Genomic DNA, 14,870 nt, shown 5'->3' on the forward strand with positions numbered 1-14,870 from the left:
ATTGGATGTTTCACGTGAAACGATTCGGACCCGATTTGATACCGTGATGGAGACGGTTTTGGTATGATTGACTACGATGTCATTGTCATTGGCGGTGGCCACGCGGGCGGCGAAGCGGCCAGTGCGGCCGCTCGTTTGGGCGCGCGAACTGCACTCATCACGCACAAACGCGACACGATCGGTGTGATGTCGTGCAATCCGGCGATTGGCGGCCTTGGCAAGGGTCACCTCGTTCGCGAGATCGATGCGATGGACGGGTTAATGGGCCGCGTCGCTGACGCTGCCGGCATCCAGTTCCGTCTGCTCAATCGCCGCAAGGGTCCCGCCGTTCGAGGCCCGCGCACGCAGGCTGATCGAAAGCTCTATCGGCTCGCGATGCAGGCTGAGATTCGATCCATCGAAAACCTGGATGTCATCGAAGGTGATGCCTTTGATCTCCGGCTTCGGGACGGCCGCGTTAGTGGCGTTGTTCTCGCTGACGGACGTTTGCTCAGTTGCGGCGCTGCGGTGCTGACGACCGGGACGTTCCTGCGCGGTCTTATTCATATCGGCAATCGGAAAATACCGGCGGGTCGCGTTGGAGAGGCACCGTCTGTGGGTCTGTCTGCCACGCTTGAAAGCTTCGGTCTGCGGCTCGGCCGTCTGAAAACCGGTACGCCGGCCCGATTGGACGGTAAGACGATCGATTGGCAATCGATCGGCCGTCAGAGCGCGGACGAGGATCCCGTGCCGTTTTCGTTCATGACCGACCGTATTGCCAATAGACAGGTCGATTGCGGCGTCACGCGCACCACGGCGGCAACCCATCAAATCATCGCCGACAACCTTAATAAATCCGCGATGTATTCCGGCCAGATCGAAGGCATCGGGCCGCGCTATTGTCCATCAATTGAAGACAAGATCGTCAAGTTCGGCGAGCGTGACGGCCACCAGATCTTTCTCGAGCCGGAGGGTCTGGACGACGATACTGTCTATCCCAATGGCATTTCGACGTCGCTGCCCGAAGATGTCCAGGACGCTTTCATTCGCACCATACCGGGTTTGGAACGGGTCTCAATCCTGCAGCCGGGCTATGCGATCGAATATGACCACGTCGATCCCCGCGAACTTTCTGCATCGCTGGAAGTGCGGAAGATCCGCGGTCTGTTCCTTGCTGGCCAGATCAATGGCACAACCGGATATGAAGAAGCCGGCGCCCAAGGACTGGTGGCGGGGCTTAACGCTGCCCTGCTTTGCGGCGGAAGCGCCGCCTATCAATTCAGCCGGACGAACTCTTATATCGGCGTGATGATTGACGACCTCACATCGCGGGGTGTTGCCGAGCCGTATCGTATGTTCACGTCTCGCGCGGAATACCGATTGTCCCTGCGGGCTGACAACGCTGATGTGCGGCTTACCCCTGAGGCGATATCTCTCGGCTGCGTGTCACCTGCGCGCTCGGAGAAATTTGGAAAGTGGATTGCAGCGATCGAGTCCAATCGCCGGATGCTCAAGTCGCTCACGGTAACACCGACGGAAGGCCGAGCTCACGGTTTGAAGCTCAATCTCGATGGCCAACGGCGCTCTGCTTTTGAACTCCTGTCTTACGCCGAGCATAGCATCCAGACACTCAGCACCATTTGGCCAGAACTCGCAGCGATGGAGAAAAAGCTGGCCGAAGCGCTGGAAATTGATGCGACCTACGCAGTCTATATGGACCGGCAAGCCGCGGACATCGCCGGCATCCAGCGGGAAGAAAGCCGGCTCATTCCAGACGAGTTTGATTTTCAGTCGCTGTCGGGCCTTTCCAACGAGCTGAAGCAGAAACTCATCACGGCGATGCCCCGCAATCTTGCCCAGGCGATGAAGGTCGATGGCATTACTCCCTCCGCCATCTCCTTGATCCTTGCTCATATTCGCAAGACCGAGCCGGCATCGGTTGCATATTCCAGACAGGCAATTCAATGAATACGAGTCCATCGCAGGAGCTGAACGGATTGCGTGTTTCACGTGAAACGTCCGAGAAGCTTGAGCATTTTGCCGCGCTTTTCCAGAAATGGGCAAAGTCGATCAACCTGGTCGCACCGTCGACCTTATCCGCTTTCTGGCAACGCCACATCGCGGATAGTGCGCAAGTCTTCCAGCTATTCCCGGGGCCGAAGCGATGGGTCGATCTCGGCAGCGGCGGTGGATTTCCCGGCATCATCACAGCCATTTTTCTGGCGGAATTGGGTGATGGATGGGTCCACCTGGTTGAAAGCAACAACAAGAAGGCGGCCTTCCTTCGCGTCGCCTTGACCGAAACCGGCGCGCGCGGTTCGGTGCATGCGATTCGCATCGCGGATGCCATCACGATCATCCCGGAATGCGACGCAATCTCCGCCAGGGCACTCGCGGATCTGCCTCAATTGCTGGATTACTGCGTGCCGTGGATGATGGCCGACAGAAAACCGCACGCGTTTTTTCACAAAGGCCGGGATTACCAGCAGGAAGTCGACAAAGCCGTTGGCCGCTTTCAATTTGATCTGGTAAAACACAGAAGCGTTATCGAACCGGATTCTGTGGTTCTCGAAATTGCAAATCTTTCGCGGAAAATACAATAACGGCGGACTGTGGCATGACACGAGAAAAGAACCGGATCATCACCATCGCCAATCAGAAGGGTGGCGTCGGAAAAACCACAACGGCAATCAACCTTGCAACGGCCCTGGCGGCGATTGGTGAAAAGGTTCTGATTGTGGATCTCGACCCTCAAGGCAATGCCAGTACCGGCCTGGGGATCCAGCGACGCGATCGCAAGCTCTCATCCTATGAACTGATGATCGGCTCGCACGGCATTGATGAGATCGCCCAGCAGACGGTCGTCCCCAATCTGGCGATCATTCCATCGACCATGGACCTGCTTGGCGTCGAGATGGAGATTTCCCGCGAAAGCGATCGCGTCTTCCGCCTGCGAAAGGCGCTGGCCTCTCCCGAAGCGCTTGCATATTCCTATGTTCTCGTCGATTGCCCGCCGTCTTTCAACCTGCTGACGATGAACGCAATGGCTGCGGCACATTCGGTGCTCGTGCCGCTTCAATGCGAATTTTTCGCGCTCGAGGGGTTAAGCCAACTGCTGGAGACCGTCGATCAGGTTCGGCGTTCAATCAATCCTGCACTGGATATCCAGGGTATCGTGCTGACGATGTTTGATTCGCGTAACAATTTGGCCCAGCAAGTGGTCAATGATGTGCGGACCCATTTGGGTGAAAAGGTCTACCATACGCTGATCCCGCGCAACGTCCGGGTTTCCGAGGCTCCATCCTATGGCAAACCGGCGATCCTTTACGACCTGAAATGCGCTGGCAGCCAGGCCTACCTTCAATTGGCATCCGAAGTACTACAGCGCGAGCGGCAGCGGAAGGCTGCCTAACAGCGATCGATTCGACATCGTAACGATAAGTGTGAGTGCAGACGATGAATGACGACAATTCGAGAAGAAGACTTGGCCGTGGTCTTGCCGCCCTGATTGGCGAGATGGACCAGCCTTTGCAGGCCAGTGGTCCAGTGGCACCGGTCAATGCCGACCGGCGTATACCGATCGAGTTTGTCGCCCGCAACCCGCGCAACCCGCGGCGTTCTTTCGATGAGGCGGAACTGCAGGATCTGGCGAGTTCGATCCGTCAACACGGTATTGTCCAGCCAGTCGTGGTGCGCACGATAGCCGATGAACGTTATGAGATTATTGCTGGCGAGCGCCGTTGGCGCGCGGCACAGCTCGCCGGTTTTACCGATATCCCGGTGATCGTCCGCGACGTGGATGACCGGACGGCGTTGGAGATCGCGATTGTCGAGAACGTTCAACGATCCGACCTCAATCCGCTGGAAGAGGCCCTCGGTTACGACCAGCTGATCGCGGAGCACGGCTATACCCAGAATGATCTTGGCGAAATCATTGGCAAGAGCCGCAGCCATGTCGCCAACAGTCTTCGTTTGCTGAAGCTGCCGGAACCTGTGCGCGATATGCTCTCCTCCGGCACGTTGTCCGCTGGTCACGCGCGAGCGCTCATTCCGACGTCCGACCCTGTCAGCTTGGCGCGCTCCATCGTCGCGAAAGGCATGTCGGTGCGCGACGCGGAGCGGTTGGCGCAGAACGATATCCGCGCCCAGAATGACCCCGACTACGGCAAGCCATCTCACAAGGAGGAAAAGGATGCCGACACGCTGGCGCTAGAGAGAACGCTCTCTGATAGCCTCGGCCTCGACGTGACTGTCAATCACAAGGCGACCGGCGGTCAGTTGCGCATTTCCTACAAAACGCTCGATCAGCTTGAGGATATCTGCCGGCTGCTTGAGCGGCGGTAATATTGTTTCGGACTCGAAACATCTACTGAATCTGATTATATATCAATCTGATAAGAAAGCTATCGGCGCGCCGACTGCAAGGTGATGGCCAAGAGTGTCTGCATGGCGATGCTGTCTTCCAGGCTTTGCCGGGCGCGGCTCTGGAAAATTGCCGTTTGCAGCCGGCCGAGTTCCCGGCGGATCGCGGGTAAAGTCCAGGTCTTTAGCGCCGCTTCGACAAGCGGTTTGCGGCGAAAATGGATGTGACGGCCCAGCGTCGCCACAACTTGGGCTGGCTGCTGGCGCTTGTCGTCCATCTCCGCCCGCATCAGGTCGAGAAGCTGAAACTGCCTCAGGCAGGCCTGCAGGACAAGGAAGATTGCCGTCTTGGAGGCGGTTATCTTGCGGATGGCATGCTGCAGACCGTCGACATCGCCCTTGAGGACCGCATCGATTGCGTCATCGACCGAAATTGCGCTGGCATCGCCAACGATCTCGGACACGTGTTCCTCTTCGATCATAGCCAAGCCGCGGCAGTAGAGCGCCAGCTTGCGGATCTCGTTGCGGGAGGCGATGCGATCGCCGCCCAGCGCCTCGTTCAGCCGCTCCCGCGCCGCAGGCGCAATCCGCAGGCCTTCCTGGCCAAGTTCCTGGTCGATCAGGCTATTCAATGCCCGCGCGTCATCGCTGTAACACGCGACGGAAACAACCGAACGGGCGGTTTCGCCGATCTTTCGGACACCGGCCCCCTTCTTGAGGTCACCAGCCTCGATGATCACGTAACTGCCGCCAGGGGGGTGCTGCGCCAACGCGGTGAAACTATCGACAAGCGCCTTTTCGGTGCCTGACGCACGGATCCAGACGAGTTTTTCACCGCCGAAAAGACCGATCGTATTGACCTCGTCGAGCAAACGACCAGGGCTTTGCTGCAGGTCTGAGCCATCAAGTTTGATCAGCGAGAAGGGATCGTCGAGCGCCACACCACTCTTTGCGGCGATCTGGCCGGCGCGCTCCGACACAAGTCCGCGATCCGGTCCATAGACGAGATAGAGCCTGTTGTCCTTGAGCGGACGCTGGAGAATCCCATCGAATTCATGCGACTTGATTTCGGTCATGCCGCCACCTTGATCAGCGGCCGAGCGCCGCCGCAATGTCCGCCCGGATGATTTCGGCCAGCTCCTTTGCGGCGCGATTCTCCGCGTCGCGGGTGGCGCGAACCTTGGCGAATTCCTGCTCGGGGAAGTCGACAAGGGCAACCGCACTGCGATTTCCGGAGCGGACGGTTTCGCCGTTGTCGGCACGCGTCAGGTTGTAGTCGGCCCTGACGACGACGCGGCCCGCACCGGCGGTGTCGGATTCCTGATCGTAAAGCACGCCCATGACCTCGCTGGTGGCGTTCAGCGCCATCCGGTACTCCGGATGCGCCGGCTCGCCCGCGCCTCCGGACGTCAGAAACACCAGTGCGTTTCGGACCTCCTGCTCGACGCGATCGTCGGCATCGGAAATCTCGATCGAGGCGAGCGCCTTCGCCGGCTTACCCTGCGGCCCCTCGGAATAGAGCGGCTTCACTTGGCAGCCCGCCATGGTCACGAAGGTGCCGATTGCCAGAAGTTGTGCGTATCTTTGAGCTTTTTCAGACAACGACATTCACGATCCTCTGGGGCACGACGATGATTTTCTTCGGACTCTGGCCGTTCAGTGCGGCTTTGACGGGGTCGAGCGCGAGGACCGCGCTCTCGATCGCAATCTGATCTGCGTCGCGCGCAATTGTCAAATCACCACGCTTCTTGCCGTTGATCTGAACCGGCATTGTCACCTCGTTTTCGGCAACCAGCGCCTCGCTATAGGCCGGCCACGCCGCCTGCGCCACCAGACCCGTACCACCGATCTCCTGCCAGCACTGCTCGGCAAGATGCGGCATCATCGGCGCGACGAGGTTGATCAGGATCGTGGTCGCGTCCTTGACGGCGGCGATCGTCGCCACATCGGCTGATCCATCGGCTACCTGCGTTAGCGGGCCTGCGAGCGCGTTCACCAGCTCATAGAGCCGCGCCACGGCCTTATTGAAGGCGAGCTTGTCGTAGTCCGCCTGGACGGCCTTCAGCGTCTTGTGGGCGAACTGAGAGATTGTCAGTGCCGGTCCCTCGGAAGCGGGCATGGCTTCGATAGCCCTCAGTGCGCCGGATGCTTCCGAAATCAGCCGCCACAGGCGCTGCACGAAGCGGTGCGCGCCTTCGACGCCAGCTTCCGACCAGATGACGTCCCGATCCGGCGGAGAATCCGACAGAACGAAGAACCGAGCCGTGTCGGCGCCGTAGGAGGCGATGATGTCGTCGGGATCGACGACGTTCTTCTTTGATTTCGACATCTTCTCGATCGAGCCGATGGTGATCGGCTCGCCGGTTTCGATCAGCGTCGCCTGCCGCTTGCCATCGACTTCCTCGATCTGGATTTCGGCCGGCGTGATCCATTCGCGCTGCGCGCCCTCGCCCCGGCTGTAGGTTTCATGCACGACCATGCCTTGGGTGAAGAGACCCTTGAAGGGCTCGTCAAGACCGGCGTGGCCGGTTGCTTTCATTGCCCGGGTAAAAAAACGCGAATAGAGCAGATGCAAAATCGCGTGCTCGATGCCGCCGATATACTGGTCGACCGGCAGCCAGCGATCGACGACGGCCGGATTGGTCGGGTTGTTCTCCCACGGCGCGGTGAATCGGGCAAAATACCAGGAGGAATCGACGAAGGTATCCATCGTATCGGTTTCGCGGCGTGCGTTCTTGCCGCATTGTGGGCAGGAGACGTGCCGCCATGTCGGATGGCGGTCGAGCGGATTGCCTGGCTTGTCGAAGGTCACGTCGTCCGGCAGCTTTACCGGCAAATCGGTCTTCGGCACGGGCAGCACGCCGCAATCGTCGCAATGGATGACCGGGATCGGGCAGCCCCAGTAGCGCTGTCGCGAAATGCCCCAGTCGCGTAGGCGGAAATTGACCTTGCGCTCGGCCTGCGGCGCATTGCCGATCGTGGTGTTTTCCAGCGTGGACGCAACTTTCTCGAAAGCCTCTTCAATCGAAAGGCCATCGAGGAAGCGTGAATTGATCATCACGCCGTCGCCGACATAGGCCTCGTCGTCGATCGTGAAACTGGCCGCATCGCCGTCTCTCGGCATCACCACGGCAACGACCGGCAGGCCGTATTTGCGGGCAAAATCGAGATCGCGTTGGTCGCCAGAGGGGCAGCCGAAGATCGCGCCTGTGCCATAGTCCATAAGCACGAAATTGGCGACGTAGACCGGCAGCTCCCAGGTCGGGTCAAGCGGATGCCTGACCCGGATACCGGTGTCGATCCCCTTCTTCTCGGCTGTCTCGAGCGCGGCCAGCGACGTGCCGGCGCGGCGGCATTCGTCGCAGAAGGCAGCGATCTCGGCGTTTGCGGCAGCGGCCTGTTGCGCCAGCGGGTGATCGGCGGCGATCGCCAGGAAGGAGGCGCCAAACAGCGTGTCCGGCCGCGTCGTATAGACGGTCACTTCGGATGCTTCAGCGCCGGTGCCTGGAACGATTTCCCAGCGGATCGTCAGGCCCTCGGAACGGCCGATCCAGTTCTTCTGCATCAGCCGGACCTTTTCGGGCCATTGGTCGAGCGTGTCGAGCGAATCGAGCAGGTCTTGGCTGAAATCGGTGATGCGGAAGAACCACTGCGTCAGTTCGCGTTGTTCGACCAGCGCGCCGGAGCGCCAGCCTCGGCCGTCGATGACCTGCTCATTGGCGAGAACGGTGTTGTCGACCGGATCCCAATTGACTTTCGATTGCTTGCGATAGACGAGACCTTTTTCGAGGAAATCCAGGAACAGGTGCTGCTGGCGCTGGTAATAATCGACGTCGCAGGTGGCGAACTCACGCGACCAGTCGAGCGACAGGCCCATGACCTTCAGCTGCGCCTTCATCGAGGCGATGTTCTGGTAGGTCCAACTGGCCGGATGCACGCCGCGTTCCATCGCCGCATTTTCCGCCGGCATGCCGAAGGCGTCCCAACCCATCGGATGCAACACATTGTACCCACGGGCGCGCTTGTAGCGCGCAACGACGTCGCCCATCGCATAATTGCGGACATGGCCCATGTGGATGCGACCCGACGGATAGGGAAACATCTCGAGCACGTAGTATTTTTCGCGCGGATCGTCGTTGTTCGTGGAGAAGACGTTGTTCTGCTCCCATTCCTGTTGCCAGCGGGGTTCAGCATCGCGCGGATTGTAACGTTCGGTAGCCATATGATCGATGTTCCGGAAATTTGGGCGAGGGGAAATCACCCCCTCCGATATTTGGCGTGACCTTCACCATGAAACAAGCGTAGCGTCAAGTTTTGGAAGGCTTTGCGGGCAAATCTTTGGGGCATTCGGCCAGTCGGTGGCGATATCGGCTTGGCATTCGCGCCATGTTTGACTATTGCGCCAAAAGGCCGGTTTTCCGATACACGGAAGACCGGCGCGTTCGGAGATTCTGGTGGAGACGGTGGCGATGAGCGTGGAAGAACGGTTGAACGATGTCCTAAGCCGGATTCGCAGCGCCGAAGCCAGTGCCAACCGGGTTACCGGCTCTGTCTCCCTGGTTGCCGTTTCGAAGACATTCGACGCTGAGGCGATTCGGCCAGTGATTGGGGCCGGGCAGCGCGTTTTTGGCGAAAACCGGGTGCAGGAAGCGCAGGGCAAATGGCCGCAGCTTCGTGCGGAGACGCCTGACATCCAACTGCATCTGATCGGCCCGCTGCAATCCAACAAGGCGGCCGACGCGGTCGCCCTCTTCGACGTCATCGAGACTATTGACCGGGAGAAGATCGCCAGAGCTGTCGCCGCTGAGATTGTGCGCCAAAACAAGTCCGTTCGCCTTTACGTCCAGGTCAATACGGGCCTCGAGCCGCAAAAAGCCGGCATCGCCCCGGATGAGACCGTCGCCTTCGTCGCGCTGTGCCGGGAGACGATCGGCATTGCGATCGAAGGCCTGATGTGCATCCCGCCGGCGGATGAGAATCCGGGACCGCATTTTGCGCTGCTCGCCAAGCTCGCGAAGCGCTGTGGGCTGGCAAAGCTGTCCATGGGTATGTCGGGCGATTTCGAGGCCGCCGCCCAGTTCGGAGCGACGAGCGTTCGCGTCGGCTCGGCGATCTTCGGCACGCGTTGATCTGACGCTTTCGGCTGGCTGGCCCCTTTCGCGGTTCCGCCGGGTCGCGGAAGCCGGGAGATGCCGATCGATGATCCGGTCCGTGCCGGAAGAAATCTCGGCCGCGCTGCAGGCACGCGGCATCCCGGGTTAGCCGGGTTCGCGGAAACTTTCCGCCAGACCGCAAAACCAGGCCCGGAATTTGACGGCGCCGCCGCTTGGTGGCTTGGCGGTAACCAGAAAATAGCTTTCGTCCGTCAAGGTCTCGATGTCGGAGAGGATAACGAGATCGCCACTGTCGAGTTCACGGCGAAACACCTCCGTCGGGCAGAGCGCAATGCCATGGCCGGCGATCACGGCTGTGGCCAGCAGATTGAAGTCCTGAAACACCGGGCCACGCAACGGACCATCCGGCTGCAGACCTGCCTTCCTGCACCAGTTCAGCCAGCGATCCGGCGTCTCGTCGTGCAGGAGGTCTGCGGCGGCGATCTCCTGGGCGGTTTGCCGCTTGCCCCGGCGCGCAAGATAGGTCGGGCTGGCAACCGGCCGGTTGGCCCGGGAAAACAGCCGGGTGCACTCCCGCGTCTTGCTTCCGTCGTCGCCCAGTGTGATCAGGACGTCGCAATCGCCCTCGCGAAACCGTTGCTCACCCATCGCATAGATGACGCGCACGTTGATGTCCGGATTGGCGTTCAGGAAGTCCGGAAGGGCTGGAATGAGCCAGCGCGTGGCGATTGAGGCAATGCAGGCGACCGTGAGTTCGCCCGTCGCCTTCATGCGGAAGGCGCGGGTCTCCGCTTCGATCCGCGCCAGGCTGACGGACAGCGTCTGCGCCAGCGCAACCGCATCGGGCACAAGCCGCACGCTGCGCTTTTCCCGCAAAAACAGCGGCCGGCCAAACCAGTCTTCGAGCAGACGAATCTGGTGGCTGACCGCGGCATGCGTGACATGCAGCTCGTCTGCGGCACGCGAAAAGCTGTTGAGCCGCGCGGCGGCCTCGAAGACGCGCAAAGCGCTGAGTGACGGCAGCATAGTCAAGTTTTCCTTACAGGAACGGCGAGAAAGCATCATTTGTCGAGAGAAAAAATGCAAGCGATACAGGCGGTAAGAGAGAGATTGAGGCCTTCCTTCAGTCTCATCGTCAAACTTTTCTGAAGAAAGGCCAAAGGTTCGCAGTCTGAAGCAAGTCGAGGAGACCCCGCATTTTGTCGAATGGGGAAGCGGCACCAGCCATCGTCTGTTGACCGAGCGAGATGGCATGGGTTTCACCGTCTGCCACACCGTGGTGCGCGCCAACACCACCTCGCTGCTCGAATACCGAAACCACCTTGAGGCCTGCTACTGCATCGCCGGCAACGGAGAAGTCGAGGATATGGCCGGTAACGTCTTTCCGATCGCGCCGGGCGACATCTATGTGCTGGACAAGAACGACAAGCATTACCTGCGTGGCGGCAAGGACGGCGACCTGATCTTGGTCAGCATTTTCAATCCGCCGCTCAAGGGCACGGAGCGGCACAGGCTGGATAGAAGCGAAGGTTCGGCCTACTGACGATTCTTTCTTCCCGCCAAAACTCCCTTTCACGCGACGGACGTGGCGTGGCTACATCGAACCACATTTTCCGAGCATAAAAAAACCCGGATCAGGCAATCCGGGTTTTCCGTTCGGAGTGGTTCGATCAATAGTGATCGTCGTCTTCGTCCTTACGGCCGGACTTGAGCGACTTGAGCTTGGCGAAAACGGCGTCAGCATCCATTTCCTTCTCTTCTTCGCGCTCATAGGAGAACGGCAGCTTTTCGGTTTCCTTCGATGCTTCGAGCGTCGCGCCGAGCTCGGCGGCGGTCGGCAGCGGCCGGCCCTTCGATGCGCGTTCGACTTCGAGGTCGAGGTCGATCTGTGTGCAGAGGCCGAGCGTGACCGGATCCATTGCCGTCAGGTTGGTCGAGTTCCAGTGCGTGCGATTTCGGATCTGCTCGATCGTCGATTTGGTGGTGCCGACGAGACGCGAAATCTGGGCGTCCTTCAGTTCAGGATGGTTGCGCACCAGCCAGAGGATGGCGTTCGGCCGGTCCTGGCGCTTGGAAACCGGGGTGTAGCGCGGGCCCTTGCGCTTGTTGTCCGGAACGCGAACCTTTGGTTCGGAGAGCTTCAGCTTGTGGTTTGGGTTGGCTTCGGCGCGGGCGATTTCGTCGCGCGACAGCTGGCCGGTCGAAATCGGGTCGAGGCCCTTGATGCCCTGCGCCGATTCACCGTCCGCGATCGCCTTGACCTCCAGCGGATGCAGCTTGCAGAACTGGGCGATCTGTTCGAACGACAGAGCAGTGTTGTCAACAAGCCATACGGCCGTCGCTTTGGGCATAAGCAGTTGTTGAGCCATGGGTATAGTCCTTCTGTCCGTCCGCGCCGGTGTCGCGGGCCGTGGGGTGTAACCACTTAATTTCCGGGAAATTAGCGCCTCTATACCCTCGTCGTCGCATAAATGCAATTCTTCTCGCAGAAATGACCTTTTGTCTAATTGCCGCCGGGTGTTGACCTGATATGAATGACGCCCGGAGCGGACGCGCACGGGGAGTTGTGCCGTCCAGAAATGCCTGCGCAGGGAGGAAGTCTGCATGTCCGTGAAAACCTATCCGGTCCTCAAACCGGCGAAGCAACGTGCCCTGATCGACGACGCCACCTATCGCAAGTGGTACAAGCAGAGCGTCGCAGACCCAGAGACGTTCTGGGGCGAACATGGCAAGCGCATCGACTGGTTCACCCCCTATACCAAGGTCAAGAACACCTCCTTCGAAGGCAATGTTTCGATCAAGTGGTACGAGGACGGTCTCACCAACGTCTCCTACAATTGCATCGACAGGCATCTGGAAAAGCGCGGCGACCAGGTGGCGATCATCTGGGAAGGCGACAACCCCTATGACGACAAGAAGATCACCTATCGCGAGCTTTACGACCATGTCTGCCGCCTTGCCAATGTGCTGAAGGCAAACGGTGTCAGACGAGGCGACCGCGTCACCATCTATATGCCGATGATCCCGGAAGCCGCCTACGCGATGCTCGCCTGCGCCCGTATCGGTGCCATTCATTCGATCGTCTTTGGCGGTTTCTCCCCGGACGCGCTGGCCGGCCGCATCGTCGACTGTGAATCGACCTTCGTCATCACCGCCGACGAAGGCTTGCGTGGCGGCAGGCCGATCCCGCTGAAAGCCAATACCGACCAGGCGATCGACATCGCCAAGCGCGGTGGTGTCGAGGTGAAGTCCGTGCTGGTCGTTCGCCGTACCGGTGGCAAGATCGCCTGGTTTGCCGAACGTGACATCTGGTACCATCAAGCCGTCGCCGCGGTGAAAGCCGATTGTCCGCCGGCGAAGATGAAGGCGGAGGATCCGCTGTTCATCCTCTACACCTCCGGCTCGACCGGCAAGCCGAAGGGGGTGCTGCACACGACGGGCGGTTACCTCGTCTATGCCTCGATGACGCATCAATATGTCTTTGATTATCATGACGGCGATATCTACTGGTGCACCGCCGATGTCGGCTGGGTCACCGGCCATTCCTACATCGTCTACGGACCGCTCGCCAATGGCGCGACGACATTGATGTTCGAGGGCGTGCCGACCTATCCGGATGCCGGCCGGCTGTGGGACGTGGTCGACAAGCACAAGGTCAACATCTTCTATACGGCGCCGACCGCCATCCGCGCGCTGATGGGTCAGGGCGACGCCTTCGTCACCCGCTCGTCGCGCAAATCACTGCGCACGCTCGGTTCGGTCGGCGAGCCGATCAACCCTGAAGCCTGGGAATGGTACTATCACACCGTCGGCGAGGGCCGTTGCCCCGTGGTCGATACCTGGTGGCAGACGGAAACCGGCGGTATCCTGATCACCCCGCTTCCGGGCGCGACAGCCTTGAAGCCGGGATCGGCCACGCGTCCGTTCTTCGGCGTCCAGCCGCAGCTCGTCGATAATGAGGGCAAGGTGATCGAGGGCGCGGCTGACGGCAATCTCTGCATCATCGACAGCTGGCCCGGCCAGATGCGCACCGTCTATGGCGACCACGAACGCTTCATCCAGACCTATTTTTCCACCTACAAGGGCAAGTATTTCACCGGCGACGGCTGCCGCCGTGACGAGGATGGCTATTACTGGATCACCGGCCGCGTCGATGATGTCCTCAACGTCTCCGGCCACCGCATGGGTACGGCCGAGGTCGAATCAGCATTGGTCAGCCATGATGCGGTTTCGGAAGCCGCCGTCGTCGGCTACCCGCACGATATCAAGGGCCAGGGCATCTATAGCTACGTGACGTTGATGGTCGGCCAGCAGGGTTCGGAAGAGCTGCGCAAGGAGCTGATCTCCCATGTCCGCAAGGAAATCGGCGCGATCGCCTCGCCGGACAAGATCCAGTTCGCTCCCGGCCTGCCGAAAACGCGCTCCGGCAAGATCATGCGCCGGATTTTGCGCAAGATCGCCGAAGACGATTTCGGCTCTCTCGGCGACACCTCGACGCTGGCCGATCCGCACGTGGTCGATGATCTCATCGCCAACCGGCAGAATAGGAAAGCCTGATCTCCTGCCTGAGCCATTCCTGACCGGGGATGGCTCAGCACCTCTACCAGAAGGACGCACAGTTTTCCTTCTTGTGTCCACCGTCATAGGGCGTCACGTAACCGGCCAACAGCATTTCCTGAGCCGGATTCCGCCCATCGGAAAAACTGATGTCGGCGACCACCCGGCCAAAATACTTGTCGCCGGAAATGCGCATCAGCTGGATATCGTGGTGGTCTCGGATCAAATCAGTCAAGGCGGCACGCGCCTGTCGGCCGGCATCGCGGGTTGCCGCACAGGATGATTTCAGCTCCGGCGCGTCGATGCCGCGCAATCGCACATAGACTTCCATGGTCTGCTGCGGCCAGGGCTTTGCGGCGACCAGGATCGTGTCGCCATCGATGACGCGGATGATCTCTGCGCTGACCGGGCCGGTGATCTCGATTCGTTTGCCGGGTTCGAGCGCAAAAGCGTCGAGGGCCAGAAGTGGCGCGATCGAGGCAGCGAAGAAAAAGCATCGGGTGCGAACTAACATTATAGGAAAATATACCGATCAATCGCGCCTTGCAACAGGAATTATTTCCTCAGAAGTCGATTGCCCGCCCATTGATTTCCCAATCGCCAAAACGGGCCGGTTCCGCTCCGCCGCGGCCACCCAGTTCCTCCGGCAGGTTCAGCGGCTCTTGGCGCTTCCTGCGTTCTTCCGCCTCATCCAAGGCGCGCTGGGCCGCAGGCGAGAGCAGTTTGCGGAGTTTAATCGGCGGATTGTCGTTGTCGTTTTGCATGCGAGACCCAAAATTTCCGCGAAAATGTTGAAGAATGCGGCCAATGTCATCATATAGGAACCTTGTGTGGAAACGGAACCGTGATTCACGTGAA

General features: G+C 59.8%; 14 protein-coding genes. 7 read left to right on the top strand and 7 right to left on the bottom strand.

The window, feature by feature from the left end; all coding sequences use genetic code 11:
• Positions 1-63 precede the first annotated feature (63 nt).
• Genes mnmG through ACSQ2Z_RS01600 form a run of 4 tightly spaced genes read left to right on the top strand, consistent with a single transcriptional unit; the run spans position 64 to position 4,323 of the window.
• A complete protein-coding gene (mnmG, locus tag ACSQ2Z_RS01585) occupies positions 64-1,947 on the top strand; it encodes a tRNA uridine-5-carboxymethylaminomethyl(34) synthesis enzyme MnmG (RefSeq protein WP_436079594.1) in 1,884 nt (627 codons plus the stop codon).
• The gene (gene rsmG / locus ACSQ2Z_RS01590) at positions 1,944-2,582 is read left to right on the top strand and encodes a 16S rRNA (guanine(527)-N(7))-methyltransferase RsmG (protein WP_436079595.1); all 639 of its coding nucleotides are present in this window, start codon (positions 1,944-1,946) and stop codon (positions 2,580-2,582) included. Before mnmG ends, rsmG begins: the two co-directional genes overlap by 4 nt.
• A 14-nt stretch (positions 2,583-2,596) precedes the next feature.
• A complete protein-coding gene (locus ACSQ2Z_RS01595; RefSeq protein WP_436079596.1) occupies positions 2,597-3,391 on the top strand; it encodes a ParA family protein in 795 nt (264 codons plus the stop codon).
• Positions 3,392-3,435: 44 nt separating this feature from the next.
• A complete protein-coding gene (locus ACSQ2Z_RS01600; protein ID WP_436082938.1) occupies positions 3,436-4,323 on the top strand; it encodes a ParB/RepB/Spo0J family partition protein in 888 nt (295 codons plus the stop codon).
• A gap of 59 nt (positions 4,324-4,382) precedes the next feature.
• On the opposite strand, the gene holA is transcribed toward ACSQ2Z_RS01600, so the two are convergent.
• The 3 genes from holA to leuS are packed head-to-tail and all read right to left on the bottom strand — an operon-like array spanning position 4,383 to position 8,563.
• Positions 4,383-5,417, bottom strand: coding sequence for a DNA polymerase III subunit delta (gene holA, locus ACSQ2Z_RS01605; protein ID WP_436079597.1), 1,035 nt, complete (start codon positions 5,415-5,417; stop codon positions 4,383-4,385).
• Positions 5,418-5,430: 13 nt separating this feature from the next.
• Entirely contained in the window at positions 5,431-5,949 is a 519-nt protein-coding gene (gene lptE / locus ACSQ2Z_RS01610; protein ID WP_436079598.1) for an LPS assembly lipoprotein LptE, read from the bottom strand.
• A complete protein-coding gene (gene leuS / locus ACSQ2Z_RS01615) occupies positions 5,936-8,563 on the bottom strand; it encodes a leucine--tRNA ligase (RefSeq protein WP_436079599.1) in 2,628 nt (875 codons plus the stop codon). The genes lptE and leuS overlap by 14 nt, the downstream gene beginning before the upstream one ends.
• 247 nt (positions 8,564-8,810) lie before the next feature.
• Between leuS and ACSQ2Z_RS01620 the strand changes: the two genes are divergently transcribed.
• The gene (locus tag ACSQ2Z_RS01620; RefSeq protein ID WP_436079600.1) at positions 8,811-9,470 is read left to right on the top strand and encodes a YggS family pyridoxal phosphate-dependent enzyme; all 660 of its coding nucleotides are present in this window, start codon (positions 8,811-8,813) and stop codon (positions 9,468-9,470) included.
• A gap of 129 nt (positions 9,471-9,599) precedes the next feature.
• Here the strand turns inward: ACSQ2Z_RS01620 and ACSQ2Z_RS01625 are convergent, their stop codons facing one another.
• Positions 9,600-10,481 (bottom strand): LysR substrate-binding domain-containing protein, encoded by an 882-nt coding sequence (locus ACSQ2Z_RS01625; RefSeq protein WP_436079601.1) that lies wholly within the window; start codon positions 10,479-10,481, stop codon positions 9,600-9,602.
• A gap of 145 nt (positions 10,482-10,626) precedes the next feature.
• Here ACSQ2Z_RS01625 and ACSQ2Z_RS01630 point away from each other — a divergent pair, with 145 nt between their 5' ends.
• Entirely contained in the window at positions 10,627-10,998 is a 372-nt protein-coding gene (locus tag ACSQ2Z_RS01630; protein ID WP_436082939.1) for an ectoine synthase, read from the top strand.
• A gap of 127 nt (positions 10,999-11,125) precedes the next feature.
• Here the strand turns inward: ACSQ2Z_RS01630 and ACSQ2Z_RS01635 are convergent, their stop codons facing one another.
• Positions 11,126-11,824: a DUF1013 domain-containing protein gene (locus ACSQ2Z_RS01635; protein WP_436079602.1), complete on the bottom strand. Its 699-nt coding sequence runs from the start codon at positions 11,822-11,824 to the stop codon at positions 11,126-11,128.
• A gap of 235 nt (positions 11,825-12,059) precedes the next feature.
• On the opposite strand from ACSQ2Z_RS01635, the gene acs reads away from it, so the two are divergent.
• Positions 12,060-14,012 (top strand): acetate--CoA ligase, encoded by a 1,953-nt coding sequence (gene acs, locus ACSQ2Z_RS01640; RefSeq protein WP_436079603.1) that lies wholly within the window; start codon positions 12,060-12,062, stop codon positions 14,010-14,012.
• A gap of 43 nt (positions 14,013-14,055) precedes the next feature.
• Here acs and ACSQ2Z_RS01645 read toward each other — a convergent pair whose 3' ends face one another.
• Together ACSQ2Z_RS01645 and ACSQ2Z_RS01650 are read right to left on the bottom strand one after the other, a co-directional pair.
• Positions 14,056-14,526, bottom strand: coding sequence for a thermonuclease family protein (locus ACSQ2Z_RS01645; RefSeq protein WP_436079604.1), 471 nt, complete (start codon positions 14,524-14,526; stop codon positions 14,056-14,058).
• Positions 14,527-14,575: 49 nt separating this feature from the next.
• On the bottom strand, positions 14,576-14,776 hold the full coding sequence (locus ACSQ2Z_RS01650; RefSeq protein ID WP_436079605.1) for a DUF1674 domain-containing protein: 201 nt from the start codon (positions 14,774-14,776) through the stop codon (positions 14,576-14,578).
• Between the last annotated feature and the right edge of the window lie 94 nt (positions 14,777-14,870).

The organism is Pararhizobium sp. LjRoot235 (genome assembly GCF_964254145.1).
In the GTDB taxonomy this organism is placed as follows: domain Bacteria; phylum Pseudomonadota; class Alphaproteobacteria; order Rhizobiales; family Rhizobiaceae; genus Pararhizobium.

What these genes read in the sequence shown, in the direction of transcription:
- ACSQ2Z_RS01595 (WP_436079596.1), top strand. Translation starts at nt 2,597, where the DNA reads ATGACACGAGAAAAGAACCGGATCATCACCATCGCCAATCAGAAGGGT.
- holA (WP_436079597.1), bottom strand. Translation starts at nt 5,417, where the DNA reads ATGACCGAAATCAAGTCGCATGAATTCGATGGGATTCTCCAGCGTCCG.
- ACSQ2Z_RS01600 (WP_436082938.1), top strand. Translation starts at nt 3,436, where the DNA reads ATGAATGACGACAATTCGAGAAGAAGACTTGGCCGTGGTCTTGCCGCC.
- lptE (WP_436079598.1), bottom strand. Translation starts at nt 5,949, where the DNA reads ATGTCGTTGTCTGAAAAAGCTCAAAGATACGCACAACTTCTGGCAATC.
- mnmG (WP_436079594.1), top strand. Translation starts at nt 64, where the DNA reads ATGATTGACTACGATGTCATTGTCATTGGCGGTGGCCACGCGGGCGGC.
- rsmG (WP_436079595.1), top strand. Translation starts at nt 1,944, where the DNA reads ATGAATACGAGTCCATCGCAGGAGCTGAACGGATTGCGTGTTTCACGT.
- acs (WP_436079603.1), top strand. Translation starts at nt 12,060, where the DNA reads ATGTCCGTGAAAACCTATCCGGTCCTCAAACCGGCGAAGCAACGTGCC.
- ACSQ2Z_RS01620 (WP_436079600.1), top strand. Translation starts at nt 8,811, where the DNA reads ATGAGCGTGGAAGAACGGTTGAACGATGTCCTAAGCCGGATTCGCAGC.
- ACSQ2Z_RS01645 (WP_436079604.1), bottom strand. Translation starts at nt 14,526, where the DNA reads ATGTTAGTTCGCACCCGATGCTTTTTCTTCGCTGCCTCGATCGCGCCA.
- ACSQ2Z_RS01635 (WP_436079602.1), bottom strand. Translation starts at nt 11,824, where the DNA reads ATGGCTCAACAACTGCTTATGCCCAAAGCGACGGCCGTATGGCTTGTT.
- ACSQ2Z_RS01625 (WP_436079601.1), bottom strand. Translation starts at nt 10,481, where the DNA reads ATGCTGCCGTCACTCAGCGCTTTGCGCGTCTTCGAGGCCGCCGCGCGG.
- ACSQ2Z_RS01650 (WP_436079605.1), bottom strand. Translation starts at nt 14,776, where the DNA reads ATGCAAAACGACAACGACAATCCGCCGATTAAACTCCGCAAACTGCTC.
- leuS (WP_436079599.1), bottom strand. Translation starts at nt 8,563, where the DNA reads ATGGCTACCGAACGTTACAATCCGCGCGATGCTGAACCCCGCTGGCAA.